Genomic DNA, 20242 nt, shown 5'->3' with positions numbered 1-20242 from the left:
CGGATCGATGTCCTCGGCGCGGATCTCGCGCAGATGCTGGTCCATGGCGCTCTCCCGGAAATGGGCTGGGGCCGACGGGCTGCCCCTTGATGCCGGCAGATTGACACAGCCTCCAAATCGATGCAATAAAAAATGCAAACGTTTGCACCACGGCTGCCGTCGCAATATTGTGCCGGCATCTTCCGCCGATGGAGCCGATGTGGAAACAGGCCCGACGTGGCAACGCCGCCGGAGGTGCTGTTCCGTTCAGGTGCGGATGACGACGAGGAGAGCACAAGAATGGCTAAGAACGCGCTGAAGGTGGGCTGGATCGGCATGGGCCGCATGGGCTACGCGATGGCCGAGCGGCTGGTGAAGTCCGGCCACGACGTGTCGATCTGGAACCGGACGCGGTCCAAGGCCGAGCCGCTGGCCAAGCTCGGCGGCAAGGTGGTCGACAAGCCCTCCGATCTCGCCGGCGTCGACGTGCTGTTTTCCATTGTCTCGACCGGCAAGGATCTCAAGGAGGTCTATTTCGGCCCGAATGGTGCCGCCACCGGCAAAAAAGTGCCGGCCGTGCTGGTCGACTGCTCGACCATCTCGGTCGACGCCTCGGTCGAGATCCGCGCAAAACTGAAGCAGCACGGCAGCGATTTCGTCGCCTGTCCGGTGAGCGGCAACGCCAAGGTGATCAAGGCCGGCAAGCTGTCGGCGGTGGCATCGGGCCCGGAGGCGGCGTTCCGCAAGGTCGAGGACGTGATCAAGGTGATCGCGCCGCACGGCGTCTCTTACGTGGGCGACGGCGAGCTCGCCCGCGTCTGCAAGATCGCCCACAACGTGATGCTCGGCGTCGTCATCGAGAACCTGATCGAGATCACGCTGCTGGTGAACAAGCTCGGCGTGCCGCGCCACGCCTTCCTGGCCTTCCTCAACAACAGCGTGATGGGCTCGACCTTCACGACCTACAAGTCGCCGGCGCTGGTGAACCTCGACTGGACCACCACGTTCACGCCGGAGCTGATGCGCAAGGATCTCGACCTCGGCCTCGAGCTCGGCCGCGACAACGACGTGCCGATGCCGGTGACGGCGGCCGCGCGAGAAATGCTGCAGACGCATTTCGGCGCGGCGATGCTGCGAGAGGATCCCGACGCGTATCTGCAGAAGGACTTTGCCGCTCTGATGGAGACCATGGCGCTTCTCTCGGGGATGAAACTCGAGCCCGAGAACGTCGCGGTCCCGACCGGGTTGGAGCACTGAGGGTCCGGACTGACGCCTGAGTTGCTGTCGTCATCCGCGAAGGCGGATGACCCAGTATCCCCGGTGCGTGCCGCAGTTCTCACCGGCGCCGGGAATACTGGGTGCCCCGCCTGCGCGGGGCACGACGGAGACGCAGTGGCACTCCCCGCCTTGCGCTCCCGTCGCACAACCCGCTCATCGGGTCGATCGGGCGTCGGCATCCGGTCCGCGAGCCCGGGTCGGCGCTCACTCGGCGACGATGTTCTTCTCGACGATCACCTTGCCGTAGCGCGTGCGATCCTTCGCGATCAGGTCGGCGAAGGCGGCTGGCCCGAGGAACAGCGGCGTCGCCCCCTGCTTGATCAGCTTCTCGCCGAGATCCGTCTCCTCGATGGCCCATTTCGTGTCCGCGGCGATCTGGTCGACGATGTCCTTCGGCGTGCCGGCGGGCGCCAGGAGGCCGATCCAGGAGATGGAATCGAAACCGGGAAGCCCGGTTTCGGCGACGGTCGGAAGATCCGGCATGGCCGGGGAACGCTTGGCGCTCGTGACCGCAACGGCACGCAACCGGTTGCTCTTGAGGTGACCGCTCGTCTCGAGGATCGTCGCGAATGACATCTTGATGTGTCCCCCGATCACGTCCTGGATGGCCGGTCCGCCGCCCTTGTAGGGAACATGGGTCAGGGTCACGCCCGCGCCGTCCTCGAACAAGGCGGCCGCGAGGTGCATGGCGGAGCCGGAACCGGACGTGCCGTAGGTGAGGTCGCCCGGCTGCGCCTTGGCCAGGGCGATCAGCTCACCGACGGTCTTGACGTTCAACGACGGGGTCACCACGGCGACGAGCGGCAGCTCGGCGACCAGCGCGATCGGCTGGAAGGCCGTGTCCGGGTTGTAGGCGAGGTTCTTGTACAGGGACGGATTGATCGACTGGGTCCCGATATTGCCCATCATGATCGTGTAGCCGTCCGGCTTGGCCTTGGACGCGTACTCCAAGCCGATGTTTCCGGCGGCTCCGGGCCTGTTCTCGACGATGACGGTCTGTTTCCAGCGCTCGGACAGCTTCTGGGCCAGGAACCGAGATCCGGTATCGGTGCCGCCTCCGGGAGGGAACGGAACGACCATGACGACGGGCCTGGTCGGAAACTTGACCTGCGCGGCCAAGGGCGTGCCGAGCATGCAAAGCAGGATCAGCGCAATCGCCGTTCGCATCATGGCCATGCTGGTCTCCTCTCAATAAGGTGGCGACGTCGTATCGAGGGCGGGGCGAGCTACGCGGTCCTGGCCCGGTCCGGCTCGCTGCTGTTCGTCTTCCGTGTGGCGACGACCGGCGTCAGAGGGCCGCGCTCCTCGAACCAGGCCGTCAGGTTGTCGAGCACGAGCTGGCTCATGTTCTGCCACGTCCGGAGCGAGCTCGATCCGACGTGCGGCGTCAGAACGACGTTGTCCATGGCGATCAGCTCGGCTGGGACCTCGGGTTCATCGGCGAAGACATCGAGCCCGGCCGCGAGAATCTTGCGATCGCGCAAGGCGGCCACGAGCGCGTCCTGGTCGACGACGCTGCCGCGCGAGACGTTGACGAGGATCCCGTCGGGACCGAGGGCCGCCAGAACCGGGGCGTCGACCATGCCGTGCGTCCCCGCGTCGCCGGGCGTCGACAGGATCATCACATCGACCGTGCGGGCCAGCTCGAGCAGCGTCGGACAGAAGCGGTATCCGCTGTCCGGCACCTCGGTCCGGCCGTGGTAGTGGACGTCGACGCCGAACGCCGCGCAACGGCGAGCGATCGCCTTGCCGATGCGGCCGAGACCGACGATGCCGATCTTGCGACCCTGCAGCGAGGCCGACAGCGGGAACCGGCCGGACAGCCACTTGCCCTCGCGTACGAAGCGATCCGCCTGCGGGATGCGCCGGATGGTGGACAGCATCACGGCCATGGCGAGATCGGCGACCTCTTCAGTGAGAACGCCCGGCGTATTGGTCACTGTGATGCCGCGCACTGCCGCCGCCTCGACATCGACCCGCTCGTAGCCGGCACCGAAGCTTGCGACGATCTCGAGACGCGGCAGGCGGTCCATCAGCGGGCCGTCGATGCGCATCGGGCCGCCGGCGGCGATGCCGCGAATCCGGGGTGCCACGTCGGACAGCATCGCCTCGGGGGCCTGCGATGCCCAGAGACGATGCATGGTGAAGCGCCGGTCGAACGCCGCGGCGTCGCGGGTCGGCATGGCGGCCGTCATCAGAATCTCGATTCCGGCCGACCCGGTGTGCTGCTCCGACGTCGTCATGTCGTTCCGCCTCAGCGGCTCGGCGGACCGCGCCGAGCAGGATGGTCGAGGATGGTGTGGCCGTCGGCGGTCGCGGTCACTCGGGCTCGATGCCGGCGTCCTTCATCACCTTGCCCCACTTCTCGATCTCGCTCTTGATGAAGGAATCGAACTGCTCGGGCGTGCCCCCCTGGACCTCGATGCCGGAGGCGATCAGCTTGGCCCTCACGTCCTCGTCCTTGAGGGCCGCGTTGATGACGGTGTTCAGCTTGGCGACGATTTCCTTCGGCGTTCCGGCCGGCGCCAGCATGCCACCCCAGGTGCTCGCGTCGTAGCCGGGCAGCGCTGCCTCCGAAATCGTCGGCAGCCCGGGGAAGACACTCGATCGCGTCAGGGTCGTCACGGCGAGGCCGCGCACCGCGCCCGACTTGACGTGTCCTTGGATGGCCGAGACGGTGTCGAAGATCATCTTGGTCCGGCCACCGATGAGGTCCGGGTGAGCGGCCGCGGAGCCCTTGTAGGGAACGTGCAGCATCTTGGTGCCGCTCATGCTCATGAACAGCTCCGCCGCCATGTGCAGCGAGCCGCCCGGGCCGCTCGAGCCGTAGCTCGCCTGGCCCGGATTGGCCTTGATCCAGGCGATCAGCTCCGGGACCGTCTTGGCCGGCACGCCGGGATTGACCGCGAGCAACAGGGGCACCACGTGGGTGTAGACGATCGGCTCGAAGTCCTTCACCGGGTCGTAGGACAGGTCCTTGTAGACGAACTTGCTGGTCGCGTGGCTCGAGGCGACGATCAGGATCGTGTAGCCGTCGGGGGCGCTCTTCGCCGCGATGTCGGCACCGAGATTGTTGCTCGCGCCGGGCTTGTTCTCGATGACGACCGGAACGCCGAGCGAGATCCGCATCTTCTCGCCGACCAGCCGTGCGATGATGTCGATGGCGCCGCCCGGCGTCACCGGGACGATGATCTTGATCGGCTTCGACGGGTAGGTCTGGGCCGGCGCCGGTGTGCCCGCCAGCGAAAGAGCACATGCCAGGAGCGCAGTGCTCAGGAGCATCTTGAGTTTCATGCGTCGTCTCCTTGAGAAGAGATCAGCCTTCCTCGAAAGCCTGTTCGCGGGTGCGGCCGAACGACGGCACGAGCACGAGAAGCAGCAGGCAGAACGCGAGAACGAGAAGAACCGCGCTGATCGGTTGCGTGACCAGCACGCCCGGATCGCCCTTGGACAGGAGCAGAGCCCGGCGAAGGAACTCCTCCATCATGGGGCCGAGAATGAAGCCGAGCAGCATGGGAGCCGGCTCGCAGTCGAGCTTCTTGAACACGTAGCCGAGCCCTCCGAAAAGGACCATCAGATAGACGTCGAACGCCGCGTTGGACAGCGAGTAGACGCCGATCGCGCAGAAGACGAGGATCATCGGATAGAGCAGGTGATACGGCACCGAAATCATCTTCACCCAGATGCCGATCAGCGGGAGGTTCAGCACGACGAGCATCAGGTTGCCGATCCACATCGATGCGATGACGCCCCAGAACAGTGCCGGCTGATCGGTGAGCACCGACGGGCCCGGCTGGATGCCCTGGATCACCATGGCACCGATCATCAGGGCCATCACCGGGTTCGCCGGAATGCCGAGAGTGAGCATCGGAATGAAAGACATCTGGGCGCCGGCATTGTTGGCGCTTTCCGGTGCCGCCACGCCTTCGACGGCGCCCGTCCCGAACTCGTGCCTGTATTTCGATATCTTCTTCTCGAGCGCGTAGGCGCCGAACGAGGCCAGCGCGGCGCCGCCGCCCGGCAGAATGCCGAGAATCGAGCCGAGTGCGGTGCCGCGCAGCGTCGGCGCGATCATCCGCCGGAAATCCTCCCGGGTCGGCCACAGTCCCGTGACCTTCTTCACCATGACGTCCCGGGTATCGCCGGACTCGAGATTGGCGATGATCTCGCCGATCCCGAACATCCCCATCGCCACGATCACGAAGTTGATCCCGTCGGCGAGCTCGGAGATTCCGAAGCTGAACCGCTGGGTGCCGGAGTTGACGTCGGTGCCGACGAGGCCGAGCAGAAGGCCCAGGAACACCATGCCGAAGGCGTGCAGGATCGAGCCGTGAGCGAGCACGATCGACGCCACCAGGCCGAGCACCATCAGGGAGAAGTACTCGGCCGGCCCGAACTTGATGGCGACCTCGGCGAGCGGAGGCGCGAACAGCGCGATCAGGAAGGTGCAGACCGTGCCGGCGAAGAACGAGGCGATGGCGGCAACCGCCAGGGCGCGGCCGGCCTTGCCCCGCCGCGCCATCCGGTGGCCTTCGAGGGCCGTGACCACGGACGACGTCTCGCCCGGCAGGTTGACCAGAATTGCCGTGGTGGAGCCGCCGTATTGTGCGCCATAGAAGATGCCGGCCAGCATGATCAGCGACGAGACCGGCGGCAGCCCGAAGGTGGCGGGCAGCAGCATGGCGATGGTGGCGGCCGGGCCCAGCCCTGGCAGCACCCCGATCGCCGTCCCGAGGAAGCAGCCGACCAGGCACCACCAGAGATTCAACGGCGTGGCGGCCACCGAGAGCCCCAGCCAGAGGTTCGACAGAATGTCCATGGTGCGACCTCAGAACAGCCAGGAGGCGGGTACGTAGGGCTCGAGCCAGGACCCGACGATCGGCATCGGCACGCCGAGGCCCTTCACGAAAACCAGCGCGCAGAAGAGCACGAGAACGCCAAGGCCGAGGCTCGCGCGCCACTCGAAGCGAAACTCGCGGCTCGCGGCGGCGCTCACCAAAGTGAGGGCCACGAGCGCGACGACGAGGCCCGCCCGGGGCAGCAGGAAGCCGAAGAGAAGGTTCGCCGAGAGAACGATGAGCATCGGCTTCCAGGCGATCGTTCCTATCCGGCTGCCGGGGATGACGAAGGATCGCACGAACGAAACCACACCGACGGCAACCAGGCCGCCCGCCAGGACGAAGGGGAAGTAGCCCGGACCCATACGCCCGGCGACCCCGAACCTGTAGTGGGAGCCGATCCAGATCGCGGCCGCACCGATCGCGAGGTAGATCAGGCCGGCCCAGAAGTCCTTCGGGCTGGAGATTTTGATCGGCATGTCGGCCATCCGCTCGTCCCGGAGTCGTGGTCCTGTTGATCGTGCAGTCGGACGTCGGCCGGTCAAACCGGATTGATCGGTGGGCGTCCGGCGAGCACGGCGGAGATGTTGTCGAGAGCCGCGAACCCCATCGCATTGCGGGCGTCGACCGTGGCACTGGCGACATGCGGAGTGAGGAAGACGTTCGGAAGCTCCCCGAAACGCAGGTCGAAATCCGGCTCGTTGCGGAAGACGTCGAGGCCGGCCGCCCACAGTCGCCCGGACCGGAGCGCGTCGATCAACGCATCCTCGTCGACCAGCGAGCCACGCGCGGCGTTGACGAACACGGCGCCGCGCGGCATCAGGCCGAACGCCTCGCGCGTCATCAGGGTTCGGGAGCCGCCGGGCACGTGCAGCGACAGGATATCGCAACGCGGCAGCATGTCCTCGAGGTTCGGCACGAACTCGGCGCCTTGTTCGAGCGTCGCGGGCGCTCTCGACAGATCGTTGTAGATCACCCGCATGTCGAAGGCCCGGGCGCGCCGGGCGACCGCACGGCCGATCCGGCCGAAGCCGACGATGCCGAGCGTTTGCCCATTCACCCGCTTGCCCAGCATGTCCGGCATGCCGAACGACTTTCGCCAGCCCGCGCGCATGATCCGCTCGTATTCGGAGGCGCGCCGGCATGCGGCCAGGATCAGCATAAAGGCAAAGTCGGCCGTGCATTCGGTCAGCGAGTCGGGAGCGTTGGTGACGACGATGCCGCGAGCCCGGGCGGCCTCGACGTCCATGTGATCGAAGCCGGCGCTCGGATTGGCGATGATGCGAACGCTGTCGGGCAGGGCCGCGATGTCGGCTGCCGTCAGGGCAGCCTTCTTCCCCGTGAGGATCGCCAGACTGCGATGCGTACGGCTCGCGGCGACGACGGCTGCCGCGTCCATGTCATGGTCGGTCACCACGGCATCGAACTCGCGGCGGGCGCGTTCGGCAACCGCGTCGGGGACGCGTCGGGCAACCAGGAGCGATGCGGTCGTTTCTGCGCGGTTCATGTCTCTCGGGCGCTTCCTTGCTGGAGTTGCCGCCGACCCGCGGAGGAAGGGCCGGTGTCGAGCTCGCACGATCGCGGCGAGCTCTCTCGGTTCGATGGGTGTCGGCGTTCGGCTCGATCTGACGGTGCGGACCCGCGTGCGACCGGTTGGATTTCGACGAGAACAACGATGAGGGCGGCCACCTTCGGCAGCGGATGCAGGACCAGCAGAACGACCGGGGTTTGCTGTGCGGCCCCGCCCGAGGCTTCTTCCGAAGAAAGCGTTTGCTCGGGCGGGAGCATCGTCCTATGAATTAATGAGATCAACGTTGATTGTGTGAATCAACATGAGAAAGTGGTTGACCCGGGCGGAGGCGCTGCGGGAGTTGGGCGTCCGCCCACAGACTCTTTACGCCTATGCGAGCCGCGGCCAGATCGGGGTGTGTCGCGACCCTCGAGATCCCAAGTGCAGCCTCTACCGCGGTGAGGACATCATGACGCTCGTCCGGCGCCGGCGGCGCGGGAAACGTCCGGACGTCATCGCCGCGAGCACGATCGCGTGGGGCGAGCCGATCATCACCACGACCATCTCGACGATCGAGTCCGGGCGGCTTTATTATCGCGGCCGAGACGTCGTCGATCTCTCCAGCACGGCGAGTCTGGAAGATGTCGCGGCGGTGCTCTGGGATGCGCCTGCGGTCCCGAGATTCACGTCGGAACGGCAGCGCGCGGTGGCCGCAGACTCCATGCGGGCACGAGCGTACGCGACGCTTGCGGGCGCCGCCGCGACCAGCAGCCCGACATTCGGACGAGCGGCGAGCGTCCTGTGTGAGGAGGCGGCCGCTTTGGTAGGCTGTCTGGCCTCGGCTGTCGGGGCCGTGCCCGGCACTTCGCCCGTTCATATTCGGCTGGCCAAAGGATGGAAGGCGGACGAGGCGTCCGTCGACCTCATCCGGCGCGCCCTGGTCTTGCTGGCGGATCAGGAGCTCACGACGTCGGCCTTCGCGGCGCGCGTGACCGCATCGACCGGGGCATCCCTCGGCGCATGCGTGCTCGCGGGACTGGCGGCCCTGTCGGGCCCGCTGCATGGCGGCGCCTCGGTGCGGGTGCAGAGCCTGTTCGGCGAGGTCGCGCGCACGAATGCGGACGAGGCGATCCAGCGCCACCTCGCGTCGGGATGGGCCGTTCCGGGGTTTGGGCATCCGCTTTACCCCGAAGGCGATCCGCGTGCGGCCGCGCTTCTCGCCGCGTTCGACGTGCCGGCCCACCTCAAGACCACGATCGCGGCCGTCGGCGCCACGACGGGTCAGGCCCCGACGATCGACGTCGCCCTCGCGGCCTTGGCGGAACGCTTCAATCTGCCCGAAGATGCGCCCTTCGCGCTGTTCGCGGTGGGTCGGAGCGTCGGGTGGCTCGCGCACAGCATCGAGCAGTCCGCCATCGGAACCATGATACGTCCGCGCGCGCGCTATACGGGCCCGCCATTGATGCGCCCCGAAAGTCCACCGCCTCCTGGGTCGGCGGCTCGATCGAGAGGTTAGAGGAAGGCGACGGCCGAGCCGCGTCGGCAAGTCCGGCGGCGGGTCGGCTTGGGGTCAAACGCGGGAATCGACCACGCCGGGCGGTGTGGTCGGCTGTTTCCAGTCCACCAGACATCTCCGGGCAGCGTCGATAGTGCTCGAAACGGCTGTGCCGATCGCCGGAGCGTTTTCCAGGATCTCGGCGACGGGCGAGAGAGGGGGGATTCTCGGCAGGGTCCGGCCGTCTGCTCGGGATCGACTGCATCTGCCGATGAGGGCGTGGCGCTCGGGGCCGCCGAATGCAGCGTGACGGCCCATGGTTTGCCGCGCGCCTCCTGCTCGTGCAGAACCGCAATGATCTGCTGTTCCGTGAGCCTGCTTCGCGTCATCGGTCCGTCCCTCGATCAGGCCGGACTCGATCTCCATGGGGAAAAGATCGTCAGTGGCGGGTCGCCCATGGCCGTTTCGGTCGACGTCTTGACGAGCACTCGGAGCATTCAGCGCAGCGTCAGGAGCCCGCAGAATTTCGCGCTGCAGCGCAACGGCTTCTCCGTCCTGGCCACCAGCTCCGCTTTGATCGCCGGCTCGAGGTCTTCTTTGAGGGCACTCGCGACGAGGCGAATTGCTTCCATGCTCGTCGGCTCGCGCATCGGAACCTCGGGCCACCGAGAATCGAAACTCGCCGTCTGTTCGCCGGCGATACCCAATGCCGGCTGTAAAAGGCCGACCACTGACACGAGAACTGCTGCGGTGATCCGCATGTTCGCCTCCCATCCCTTGCGTGCGACCATACCCGGGAGGCGTGAGGCCGAGCTTTAGATGATTGGTTAATCGAATCGAAGCCGACGACATGATTTCACGATCGTAAATCAAGCAAGGCGTCGTGAGATCGCGCTCTGATAAGTCGAAAGACAACCATCGCTCAGAAGCGTCCGATCACGGCGCACGCTTTCCAAACGAGCTTTTTGAGTCTGTCCGGAAACGTCGGGCGAGATTACAGGGCTTTCGCAGCGTGAGGCGGATCGGCGCGAGGCGCAGAAGAGCGAGCCGCTTACGGTTTAGGTTATCCCAGTCCCCGGCGAGCCTACGGCAGCGATTGAGTCAGGCGGTCGTGCTTTCGACGATCCAGCGCTCGGGGAGCACCGCAAATCGTTTCGGACGGTCGGCGCGCCTGACGATTTCCGCCTCGAGGGAGGACAGGGATTTCGCCGATGCATCGCCAATTCCGAGCATATGCACGCAAGCGTGGTATCGCGGCGATCGCTGCTCTCCTCAAGGTGCGCCGGCTGAGCCGCACCGTTCTCCCGGCTCGACGGGAGGATTCTCCGCGGTACCGCCGGCCAGGAACCAGAGGAGCGCCGCGGTCTTGATCGTCGCGAACGACGTGCTGATCGACAGCAGCAGGATGAGGTAGAAGCAGACGAACAGCTTGAAACGCCAGGCCGCGGGTGTCTCGGCGGGGCTGCCGAACAAATAGACGGCCCACAGGCCGGCGGCGCCGAACAATCCGAACTGCGACAGCACGGTGGCGTAGCCGGAGTCCACGAAGTTGACGTCGCTCGGCGCGAGCCCCAGCGCCTGCCAGCCGTCGAGGGTCGACAGCAGTTGGCCCGACAGCAGGAAACGGCCGAGCAACGTGTTGTCCCATGCCCCCCCGCTCAGCGCGCCCGCATAGGCGAGCAGCACCACCACCAGCACGAATGGCACGACGAACACGAGGCCGGGCCGCACCAGCGGCGCCACCAGATAGATCGCCGCCGCGGTGGCGCACAGATAGATTCCGAACCGCGCATCGCCGAGGACCAGGATAATCAGGACGAGAGCTGTCCAGCCGTAGAATGCATAGCCATAGGCGCGAAATCGCAAGAGCAGCCAGGCGAACGCTATGGCGCCGAAATTGCCGAGCGACACCGGCTCGAGGAAAACCGACGAGACCCGGTGCTCGCCCAGGAACGGCAGTAGCGTACGCCCCTCGAACCGGATGCCGCTGGTGAACAGGCCGGGTCCGTCGCCACCCAGCGTCACGTCGGTGCTCCCCTTGGCGAGATAATAGCCGAGGATGTCGACGTAGCGGATATACGTGTCGAGGAAAGCCCACTCGATGACCGCGAAGGCGCCGACGATCGCGATCGAGATGGCGACCAGCCGGTCGCAAGTTTCCGGTGTGCCGCAGCGTTGGCCGAGGAAGTAGAACAGCACCGGGATGAAGGCGTCGCGCAGCACCTTGGGATCGAAGCCGGACCGCATCGTCATCGCGAACACCAACCAGGCGGCCAGCGCCACAGAGAGCGGATAGAGACTCTCGCTGCGGTTCCACACCAGCGAGGCGGCCGCGGCCAGGATCAGCACCTCGGCGGCCATGACGGAGAGCGGCGTGACCGGCGTGATCGACGCGTTGACGAAGGCGAGCACCTGATTGAACGTCAGCGCCGCGATCACGATGGCGACGGCGGCCGCGGCCGCGCTTCCGGATTGCGTCTCGACCGACGTCTGACCCGAGAGCGTGTCCGACGCCGTCACGAGCGTCCGCCGCCGCGAAGCTGATCGCGCAGCCAGGCGAGAGCCGAGCCGAGGCCGAGCCCCAGCAGCAGGGCGGCGGCGACGAGCAGCAGCGGCGGCGGGCCGACCGGATCGAGCGGCCGCGTCGCCTTGCTGATGATCCGGGCCGGCTCCTCCTCGAGCCGCCCCTCCTCGCTCAGCTCACGCGAGCGGGCGAGCACGGACTCGTAGATCGCCCGGTCGGCATCCACCTCGCGGGTGAGCTCGCGCAGCCCCACCGCGGCGTCGTTGTACTTGGCGAGCTCGCTCTCCAGCCCCGACAGCCGCATCCGCGCGCCCGCCGCGACCGCCCGGGCCCGCTCCAGCTCGGCCGTCGTCGCAGTCACGATATTGCCGAGCTCCTGGTCGACGAGCTGCCGCGCCTCGTTCACCTCGGCGTCGGCGACACGGCGCTGCGGATGGCGCGGCCCGAGCGTCGCGTCGACATTGGCGACGTTCTGCCGGGTGAGGGCGAAACGCGAGCGCAGCGTCTCGATCGTCCCGGTGCGCAACGCCTCGGGCAGCGCATCGAGATCAGCGGCGCCGCTCTGCACCCGCTGGATATGCGCCAGCGTCGAGCGAAGCTGATCCGTCTTGGCGTTCGCCTCGCTCAGCTCCGTCGACAACTGGGCGATCTGCTGCTCGAGCAGCGGCTGGCCGCCGGTGGTGACGATGCCGTGGTCCCGGCGGTAGCGCTCGACGCGCTCCTCTGCGTCGCGAACGCGGGCGCGCAGCTCGCCCAGCCGGCGCTCCGCCGTGGTGCCGGCGCGGCCGGCGATACCGGCCCGGGCCTTGGCCTCCTCGGCGATGTAGGTACTCATGATGGCGTCGACGAGCCGCACCGCGAGATCGCGGTTCTCGCTCCGGACGCCGATCGTCATCACGAAGGAGTTCTGCAGGCGGCCGACCGAGATCGACCGCTCGAGTTCGCGCAGCGCCAGCGCGTGTGGATCGTCCACCCGGCCGAAGCCGAGGATGCGGGACAGGATGCCGCGCGGCTTGGCGCCGAACAGCGGATTGGTGTCGAGGTTTTCCGCAGCGATGACGCGGTCGAACACGGCGCGCGAGGTGAGGAGGTGAATCTGGCTCTCCGCCTCCATGGCCGCCGTCTCGCGGCTGCTGCGGTTCGCCTGGGCCGTCGACGCCCCGCGCGGCTCGTTTGGTTGCAGCAGGATGCGTCCGGTGGCGACGAAGGTCGGCGAAACGACAACCAGGTAGAGCACCGTCAGGCCGATGCAGAGCAGCGCCGTGGCGGCGACGAGCGGCAGATTGCGGCGCACGCTGACGGTCAGTCCCATCCAGACCGGTCGCACCCGCGACCCTGCCCCCTGCCCGGCCGGCAGGCCCGGCCCTGCCGGTGCGGTCCCGCTCCGGCGGTCCGCAGATGGTGTGTCGTCGGGTCTGAGAACGAACATACTGACCTTCTGGGCCGGATCGGCGAGCCTCGAGGCGTCCCCTCCGCACCGTCGGCGCATCGGAACGGATACCTTTTTCCGTCGCCGTGCCATTCCGCTTGGTACCAATACTGCGGGGACGTCGCCCGCGTCTGCTCGCAACATCAATGCCACAAACGTGTTTACGGAAAGGAACCGGCCGGCGCCCGAAGGCCCAGAGCCTGCAAAAGTGTTCGATCGAGACGGCTGTTGGGCCCGTCGAGGCCGAACGGCCCCTCACGCAGCACCCACAAGGTCCAGCCCCAGCCTTCCGCCGAGATCATCCCGGACACATCATGCAACCAACGCGCGCGGGAGACGTCGCGGTCCGGCGTTCGGGTCGCGCCGAACTCGGTGACGACGATCCGGCCGGCCGGAATCCCGAGCCGTGAGGCCCGCCCCCGCAGATCCGCGAATGTGTCGCGCAGCGCCGGCCGCGGGTCGGTGGTCAGATAATAGCGCAGCGACGCCTCCGCCCGGGCGAGCCGCTCCCGCCGCACGTCCTCGGGCCAGGCGGCCCGGCGCGCTTTGTCGCGGGCCGTGGCCAGCGCCTCCGGCACCTGCTCGGCTCGCGGCGGATAGGGCAGGCCCGACACCAGCGGCATGATGTCGAGAGCCCAGTCCGTGCCCTGGTGGGTGAACAGGAACGGGTCGTAGAAGTGGACCGAGAGGAACGTCCGCGGGTCGCGCAGCAGGGCGGCGTCGACCGACTCGAGCCCCTCGACCTTCGACCAGCAGCCGCCGGTCACGCCGAGCCATAGTCGCGGCGCGGCCGCCCGCAGGCGTTGGAGCAGGATCGGCTGGTGGATGGCCCAGTCGGGGCCGTCGGCCCGCACGCAGGCACGCTGCGGCTCGTTCATCGGCTCCAGCGCAAGCGGCGCGTCGGCGAGGTTGTCGAGCGCTCGGGCGAGCGCCTCGGCAATCGTTGCATAGCGGCGGAAGCGCGGTCCTTCGGGCCCGTCGAGGTTGTCCTCGGGCAGCGCACCGCCGAGGCCGGGGGCAACCAGGGTGACGATCACGCCGAGCCCGTCGGCGTGCAGGCGCCCGATCAGCGGCCCGATTGCGTCGAGAAGCGCGCGCCGCCGCCGACCGTCGGGATCGTCGAGCAGCGGGCCGACGTCGACGGGCAGGCGGACGTGGTCGAGACCGAGCCCCCGCAGCCCGGCGATATCGAAGCGTGCCGCCGTCTCGTCGGCGCCGGGGTAGGCATCCGCCGCATAACGGCCACCGACAACCGCCGGGAACGTGAACGCCTGCACGCTGACGCCGCGCCGGAACGGCGTGCCGTCGGCTTCGGCGACGGCGGCTCCGGCCGCGACGGCGAGCACGGCCGCGACGGCGAGCACGGCCGTGGCGACGACGGCGAGCCGGCGCAGGACCGCACTCACAGCATCGTCTCCAGCTCGATCGCCGGCCCGGCCGCGCGTTCGGCCCGGCCGGTTCGCAGCAGTGCGACGTAGCGACGGATCATGTCGACCGGGCTGTAGCGTCGGCGCAGCGCCACCGCGAAGGCATCGCGGGCGGCACGTGGCGGCGGCGCCGCAAGCCCGGTCCGGATCGCCTCGGCCCAGGCCGCGACGTCGAACGGGGGCAGGTGAACGACCGGCGCCTCGGGCTGGCCCAGCACCTCGCGCAGCACCGACAGGTCGGAGACCACCATGGGAATCCCGACCATGGCTGCCTCGACGGCGGCGAGGCCGAAGGTCTCCCACACCGACGGGAAGGCGAAGAGGTCGCACGCCCCGTAGAGGTCCGCTACGTCGGCTGGCGCAAGGGCTCCGAGGAATCGGACACGCGCGCCGACGCCGAGCGCCTCGGCGGTGGCGCGCAGGGCGGTCTCGTCGCTGCCGGCGCCGGCGATCGCCAGCACAGCGTCGCCGATCCGGGCCAGCGCGTCGATCAGCACGCCCTGGTTCTTCTGCGGCGTCGGTCGTCCGACCGTCAACACCACGGGCGCCTCGGCCGGCAAGCCGAATCGGCGCCGCGTCGTCGGCCGGTCGCTTCCGGGCTGGGGCGGCTCGACACCGTGCTCGATGAGGATCAGCGAGCGGCGGTAGCGCGCCGGATAGGTGCGGAACTCGTCGCGCGTGAACACCGTGTTGGCGATGTTGGCGTCGTAACGGCCGGCGGTACCGACCAGCTTGTCGGCGATCCGCAGCGGCCGCGCCGTTGCGCCCGGGATCGCGGTTTGGTGGACGATCCGCTGGCCGCCACGGCGGCCGGCGAAGATGCCGACCAGGATCGATGCGGTCGCCTGGTAGGCGACGACCGCGTCGTGGTCGTCGCGCACGAGCCGGGCCGCCATGGCGGCGGCCGCGCGCGCTTTCGCCACGGCGCCGAGGCCGGGCCGCGGGAACAGGAGCTCGGTGTCGACGCGAATCCCGAAGGCGGGCAGCCCGCGTTCCAGCGCGGTCGCGAGCGTCAGGATTCCGCCACGCTCGTCGGTGTGGAGGATTTGCAGGACACGCAACGGTTCTCCTTGTCGGAGCGGCATCAATCGTGATCCAATCCCGGCCCCGCGCCCGATCTTCCAGCGTGCGCCAACGTAGCCGCAACGGACGTGACGACGCAATCGGACCGTCCGCTACGAGCGCCGAATCACTTCGGGCCTGATCCCTCCAGGCCGGATTCGCTCGACCGGATGTCTGCCGATCCATGAGACCGCCTGATCTCGTTCTCTATCTCGGATCTCGCGTTGTTTCGGCGGTCGGCAACCTTGCGTCGGTCGCGGTGTTCGCCCGTGTGCTCGGACCGGCCGAGTACGGCGTTTACATCCTGATTTTCGCCTGGGCGATCATCGCCTACGGGTTCGCGGCGCAGTGGATGAAGTTCGCCTATTTCGGGGGCTACCGATCGGCCACGGCGGGCGCCTACGTCGCAACCTATGCGCGCCTCGTGCTCGCCGCCGTCGCGATCACCACGCTTATCCTGCTCGGGATCGCGCCGCTCGCCGGTTGGAGCATCGCTTTCACGGTGGCGCTTGCCGCGCTGTTCGGCGCTATGGCGATCTACGAGGCCGCCGTCGAAGTGAGCCGCACCCGCCTGCAGTCCGGCACCGTGGCGGCGGCGATGGTCTGCCGTGCCGTCTTCGTGCTCGCCGGCGGCTGGGGCGCGCTCTCGCTCTCGCCGTCCGCCGTCGCGCTCGCACTGGCGGTGGCGGCCGGGCACCTCGCCGCCGCCGTCCCCTGCCTCGTGGCGCTGCGCGACCTCGGTCGGGCGCGGCCGGAGCGGGAGGCGGCGCTGCAAATGGTTCGTTACGGCTGGCCGCTGATCTTCTCGTTCGGCGTGCTGGCGCTCGGTCAGACGGTCGACCGGTTGCTGATCGCCTGGTACGCCGGCAACGCCGTTCTCGGTCCCTACGGCGTCATCGCCGACCTGATGCGGCAGAGCTTCATGGTGGTCGGCGAGGCGATCGCGCTGGCGCTGATCACGGTCGCCAAGCAGCACGCCGACGAAGGGCGGCACGACGAGTCGCGGGTGATCATGCGGCAGGCCTTCACCGCCTGTGTCGCAGCGGCGACGCTCGGTACGGCGTTCTTCGTCGTGTTCGGCCATCCGCTCGCCAACCTCGTGCTTGGCGAGGCCTTCGCCGGTCCCGCCTACGACATCGTCACGCCGCTCGCGCTTGCCTTCGGCTTCATGATGCTGCGCAGTTTCTATTTCGGCCAGGTGATCTACTTTACCGACGCGACACTGCTCGACCTGATCGCCTCCGTCACCTTCGTGGTCGTCTCGGTGCTGCTCGGCGTGATGCTGGTGCCGGCGCACGGCGCGTTCGGCGGCGCCCTGGCGCTGCTGGTCGCTCACGCGGCAGCCTGCGCGGTCGTCGCGGTGCGGGGCCGGACGCTCTACCGGTTCCCGGTCGATCCGGGACCGCTGGTCGGGATGACTATCGTGGCGATGCTGTTCGTCGCCGCCAGCCGGGGCGTCGAGTGGCTGCTCGGCGCGACGCGGATGGCACTTGCCATGGACGCTGCCCTCTTCGGAATCGCAGCGCTCGTCATCGCTTGGCGCTTCGGCCTGCTCGCCCTCATCGGGACGAGAAGCGTGCGCGGAACAGGCGCGCCATGAACACCAGGTTGCCGAGGAGATAGCGCCGCCACAGACGTCGGGGCTCGACCATCAGACGGAACAGCCATTCGCTGCGCAACTGCCGGACCCACTGGTAGGCGCGCGGCTTGTGCTCTGCCAGGAAATCGAACAGTCCGCCCACGCAGAACACCGACGGTCCGCCCATCGTCATCAGATGAGTGTGCGCCCAAATCTCCTGGTTCGGCGTGCCCATCCCGACGAGCACGAGGTCGGCGCCGGTGGCCCGGACCGCGGCGGCGACCCCAGCCTGCTCGTCGACGGAGAAGAAGCCGTCGCGGGCGCCGAGATACGTGTGCTGCGGCGCCGCCTGCCGCAGCGTCTCGAGAGCACGCGCCGCGACGTCACCTTCGGCACCGACCAGGTAGATGCGGAAACGGTGGTCGGTCTCGGCGAGGAACCACGGCACGAAGTCGGTGCCGTTCAGGTTCTCGGGGAAGAAGCGCCCGTAGAGCAACTTCGAGGCGAGGTCGGCGCCGAATCCGTCGTTGAGCACGATCCCGGCGTTCAAGGCCTCGCTCAACGCCTGGCTCTCCTCGGCGAGGTTGGAAACGTTCGAGTTGAGGAACTCGACCAGCACGGGCGCACCGCGATCGAGCGCGGCGTCGATTGCGCGCAAGGCGCCGCTCGCAGTCGCGGACAGAACGTCCACGCCCAGAATGTTACGCGTATGGGAGGTCATCGTGAAGAGGAGGAGGTTCGTCCATTAAGAGTGCATTATGGGCAGACGGAATTGCTGTTTCGGAGAACAGGCTCCATGACGACAGCGCTCTATTCTCCGCGTATAGAGGCGAACTGTCCAGTTTCGCCCGACCGTCGAAGCCGGGTGGCGAACGAGGCGACCGCAAGAGGCAACAATGTTTCTCTCCGTCGAGCCAGACGCCGTCTACAAGAACGAATTTCGCCGGCGGAGATTTGTTTTGTTTCTCGCGATTGCCGACGAGGTGCTCTCGGCGCGTGGTTCCTGCCGTATTCTCGACGTCGGCGGCCGGCTGGAGCACTGGACCGCGTTCGCCGATCTCTGGGCCGGGAAGCCGCTGCAAGTCACGCTCGCCAATCTCGAGGCGGTGCCGGTCGACGATCCGCGGTTCAGCTCGGTCGCCGCCGATGCGCGCGCCCTGACCGCATTCGCCGACGGCAGCTTCGATCTCGTGTATTCGAACTCCGTCATCGAGCACGTCGGCACCTGGATGGACCAGAAGCGCATGGCGGCCGAGGTCAGGCGCGTTGCGCCGCGCCATTTCGTACAGACGCCGAACTACTGGTTCCCGGTTGAGCCACATTTCCGTCTGCCGTTCATCCACTGGCTGCCGGAGCCATGGCGACTGTCGATCGTGCAGCGACGGGCCTGCGGCTTCTATCCGCGCGCTGCCGACATCGACCAGGCCTACGGCATCGTCGACGATGCGCGCCTCCTCACGTTCGACGCCATGCGGAGCCTGTTCCCAAACTCGGAGATCGTGCGCGAGCGTGTGGGGTTCCTCACCAAGTCGCTGATCGCGATCCATCACTGACGAGCGGTCTTCGCGAAGCGCGCAGTTGCCCGCCCGCTGGCCATCCGGTAGCAAGTCGAGATCAGATTCGGACCCCGAGTCCGCGGGTGGATCGCCGTTCCCGCCACAGTCCGAGTTCCGGAACGCAGACCCGCAATGTCCGGCTTCCTCAGTTCGTATTCGCAGATCGGGCGCGGCCGCGCGAACGAGGATGTCGTCGTCGACGCGTCTCCGGAGTTCGATTTTCTCTCGGCGGAGTACCGGGAGTTGTTCGACCGGGCGGCGGCGACGGCGTTCCAGTCGCCGATCTGGCTCGAGTGCCTCTTTCGGCGGCTCGTCCCGGGCGCGGCGGTGCGGCCCTTGATCGTCACGGTGCGTGAACGATGCTCGCGTCGGCTCGTCGCGGTGCTGCCGCTCGTGGTTCGGCACCGTTTCGGTCTGCGCATCGCCGAGTTCGCCGATCTCGGCGTCTCCGATTACTGCGCCGTGATCGTCGATCCGGAGTTCGCAGGCCTCCTCTCGACGCCGGCCGTGACAGCAGAGGTGCGCGTCGCGCTCCGCAGCAGTGATCTCGTCGTCGTCAACAAGGTGCCCCAAGCGGCGCTGGCCACGTTCGGCCTGCTCGGCGACATCCGGGTGTCGGCCATGCCGTTGCACGCACATTTCCTCGATCCACGCGGATCGCTGGCGGCGTGGCGCGCCCGCACCCACGGACATTGCCGCGGCAGCACCCTGGACGGCAAGCGCCGGAAGCTGGCGGCCCAGGGACGACTGGAGACGCGAATGTTGAGCGACTCCGATCAGATTGCCGCGGCGATCGATGCCGTCGGCGCGTTCCGGCGCGACCGCTTCCGGGCAAGAGGGATCGTCGATCTGCTCTCCGATCCCTCTTACGCGGCGTTCTATCGCGAAATTGTCGGTACGACGCCTCCGGCGCGCGGTTACGTGATGCGCCTCGACGATCGCACTATTGCAGCCGGGTTCGGGATCGTTGTCGGCGGCGTCTTCCATCTGCTGCTGAGCGGCTTCGATACGAGCTTCCGAAGCGAGTCGGTCGGTCTGTTGATGATCGAGGACATCGTGCTCGACTGCCTCCGCCGCGGAGAGCGGGGCATCGACTTGACGATCGGCGATCAAGCATACAAGACGCAGTTCGGCAGCGTGGCGTCGGATTTGTGGACAGTCTGCCTCGGGATTGGCCCCATCGGACGCATCGTAGCACTGGCCCTTGCCCGCTGGGGTTGGGCTCGCCGCACAGCTCGATTTCTTGCTCGCTACCGGCCGCAGTAGCTGTCTGTCGTCCAGCACATCGTCCACCGGCGCTCGCCTGGGTATGCAGGAAACGAGGCGCTTGATCCTGCCCCGCCGCTCCGTCTCGGGGCGGAACGCCAGCGCCTCGATGCACCAGTGCGGCAGGAACGCCAGTCCCGGGGGCAAAGATGAAGAACACGGGTGAATGAAGCTCTGCAAGCCGGATCCGAGGATGACGCGAAGCTGGCCGGGCATTCCCGCGTGAGCCATCGATGATGTTGAGCATGCGGAACCTCCGAGCGTCGTGGGTCCGATCCCCGACGAGGTCGTAGGACCAG

General features: G+C 67.6%; 18 protein-coding genes and 1 pseudogene. 5 read left to right on the top strand and 14 right to left on the bottom strand.

Annotated elements, in window-relative coordinates:
• Nucleotides 1–279 precede the first annotated feature (279 nt).
• Nucleotides 280–1236, top strand: a complete 957-nt coding sequence (locus HXX10_RS15115; protein ID WP_296523456.1) for an NAD(P)-dependent oxidoreductase — start codon at nucleotides 280–282, stop codon at nucleotides 1234–1236.
• 225 nt (nucleotides 1237–1461) lie between these two features.
• Here HXX10_RS15115 and HXX10_RS15110 read toward each other — a convergent pair whose 3' ends face one another.
• The 6 genes from HXX10_RS15110 to HXX10_RS15085 form a co-directional block, all read right to left on the bottom strand.
• Nucleotides 1462–2433, bottom strand: a complete 972-nt coding sequence (locus HXX10_RS15110) for a tripartite tricarboxylate transporter substrate binding protein (protein WP_296523453.1) — start codon at nucleotides 2431–2433, stop codon at nucleotides 1462–1464.
• Nucleotides 2434–2483: 50 nt separating this feature from the next.
• Nucleotides 2484–3500, bottom strand: coding sequence for a 2-hydroxyacid dehydrogenase (locus HXX10_RS15105; RefSeq protein ID WP_296523451.1), 1017 nt, complete (start codon nucleotides 3498–3500; stop codon nucleotides 2484–2486).
• A gap of 76 nt (nucleotides 3501–3576) precedes the next feature.
• The gene (locus HXX10_RS15100) at nucleotides 3577–4551 is read right to left on the bottom strand and encodes a tripartite tricarboxylate transporter substrate binding protein (protein ID WP_296523449.1); all 975 of its coding nucleotides are present in this window, start codon (nucleotides 4549–4551) and stop codon (nucleotides 3577–3579) included.
• Between the two features lie 22 nt (nucleotides 4552–4573).
• Nucleotides 4574–6076, bottom strand: a complete 1503-nt coding sequence (locus HXX10_RS15095) for a tripartite tricarboxylate transporter permease (protein WP_296523447.1) — start codon at nucleotides 6074–6076, stop codon at nucleotides 4574–4576.
• Between the two features lie 9 nt (nucleotides 6077–6085).
• Entirely contained in the window at nucleotides 6086–6583 is a 498-nt protein-coding gene (locus HXX10_RS15090) for a tripartite tricarboxylate transporter TctB family protein (protein ID WP_296523445.1), read from the bottom strand.
• A gap of 53 nt (nucleotides 6584–6636) precedes the next feature.
• Complete coding sequence (locus tag HXX10_RS15085; RefSeq protein ID WP_296523443.1) at nucleotides 6637–7602, bottom strand: 2-hydroxyacid dehydrogenase; 966 nt, start codon at nucleotides 7600–7602, stop codon at nucleotides 6637–6639.
• A 472-nt stretch (nucleotides 7603–8074) separates the two neighbouring features.
• Here HXX10_RS15085 and HXX10_RS15080 point away from each other — a divergent pair, with 472 nt between their 5' ends.
• Entirely contained in the window at nucleotides 8075–9121 is a 1047-nt protein-coding gene (locus tag HXX10_RS15080) for a citrate synthase (RefSeq protein WP_367141984.1), read from the top strand.
• A 54-nt stretch (nucleotides 9122–9175) separates the two neighbouring features.
• Here HXX10_RS15080 and HXX10_RS15075 read toward each other — a convergent pair whose 3' ends face one another.
• The 7 genes and pseudogenes from HXX10_RS15075 to HXX10_RS15045 form a co-directional block, all read right to left on the bottom strand.
• A complete protein-coding gene (locus HXX10_RS15075) occupies nucleotides 9176–9526 on the bottom strand; it encodes a hypothetical protein (protein WP_296523440.1) in 351 nt (116 codons plus the stop codon).
• A gap of 71 nt (nucleotides 9527–9597) precedes the next feature.
• Nucleotides 9598–9861, bottom strand: a complete 264-nt coding sequence (locus HXX10_RS15070) for a hypothetical protein (RefSeq protein ID WP_296523438.1) — start codon at nucleotides 9859–9861, stop codon at nucleotides 9598–9600.
• A gap of 175 nt (nucleotides 9862–10036) precedes the next feature.
• Nucleotides 10037–10282, bottom strand: a pseudogene (locus HXX10_RS15065) (hypothetical protein); the annotation flags it as partial.
• A 90-nt stretch (nucleotides 10283–10372) separates the two neighbouring features.
• The gene (locus HXX10_RS15060; protein ID WP_296523437.1) at nucleotides 10373–11620 is read right to left on the bottom strand and encodes a surface polysaccharide polymerase; all 1248 of its coding nucleotides are present in this window, start codon (nucleotides 11618–11620) and stop codon (nucleotides 10373–10375) included.
• Nucleotides 11617–12936 carry a GumC family protein gene (locus tag HXX10_RS15055; RefSeq protein ID WP_296523435.1) on the bottom strand — a complete coding sequence of 440 codons (1320 nt, stop codon included), beginning with the start codon at nucleotides 12934–12936 and terminating at the stop codon, nucleotides 11617–11619. The genes HXX10_RS15060 and HXX10_RS15055 overlap by 4 nt, the downstream gene beginning before the upstream one ends.
• Before the next feature lie 278 nt (nucleotides 12937–13214).
• Nucleotides 13215–14459 carry a cellulase family glycosylhydrolase gene (locus HXX10_RS15050; protein ID WP_296523434.1) on the bottom strand — a complete coding sequence of 415 codons (1245 nt, stop codon included), beginning with the start codon at nucleotides 14457–14459 and terminating at the stop codon, nucleotides 13215–13217.
• Nucleotides 14456–15541, bottom strand: a complete 1086-nt coding sequence (locus HXX10_RS15045) for a glycosyltransferase family 4 protein (RefSeq protein WP_296523432.1) — start codon at nucleotides 15539–15541, stop codon at nucleotides 14456–14458. The genes HXX10_RS15050 and HXX10_RS15045 overlap by 4 nt, the downstream gene beginning before the upstream one ends.
• Nucleotides 15542–15726: 185 nt before the next feature.
• Here HXX10_RS15045 and HXX10_RS15040 point away from each other — a divergent pair, with 185 nt between their 5' ends.
• Nucleotides 15727–17142 (top strand): lipopolysaccharide biosynthesis protein, encoded by a 1416-nt coding sequence (locus HXX10_RS15040; RefSeq protein WP_296523430.1) that lies wholly within the window; start codon nucleotides 15727–15729, stop codon nucleotides 17140–17142.
• Here HXX10_RS15040 and HXX10_RS15035 read toward each other — a convergent pair.
• Complete coding sequence (locus HXX10_RS15035; RefSeq protein ID WP_296523429.1) at nucleotides 17102–17779, bottom strand: WecB/TagA/CpsF family glycosyltransferase; 678 nt, start codon at nucleotides 17777–17779, stop codon at nucleotides 17102–17104. The genes HXX10_RS15040 and HXX10_RS15035 overlap by 41 nt on opposite strands.
• 238 nt (nucleotides 17780–18017) lie before the next feature.
• Here HXX10_RS15035 and HXX10_RS15030 point away from each other — a divergent pair, with 238 nt between their 5' ends.
• Nucleotides 18018–18674, top strand: a complete 657-nt coding sequence (locus HXX10_RS15030; protein ID WP_296523427.1) for a class I SAM-dependent methyltransferase — start codon at nucleotides 18018–18020, stop codon at nucleotides 18672–18674.
• Nucleotides 18675–18809: 135 nt separating this feature from the next.
• A complete protein-coding gene (locus tag HXX10_RS15025; protein ID WP_296523425.1) occupies nucleotides 18810–19943 on the top strand; it encodes a GNAT family N-acetyltransferase in 1134 nt (377 codons plus the stop codon).
• Nucleotides 19944–20242: the final 299 nt, after the last annotated feature.

The sequence above is a fragment of the Rhodoplanes sp. genome (genome assembly GCF_013377085.1).
In the GTDB taxonomy this organism is placed as follows: Bacteria; Pseudomonadota; Alphaproteobacteria; order Rhizobiales; family Xanthobacteraceae; genus Rhodoplanes.
The sequence above is the reverse complement of the archived record's forward strand: the minus strand, read 5'-3'. Positions and strand labels throughout refer to the sequence as shown.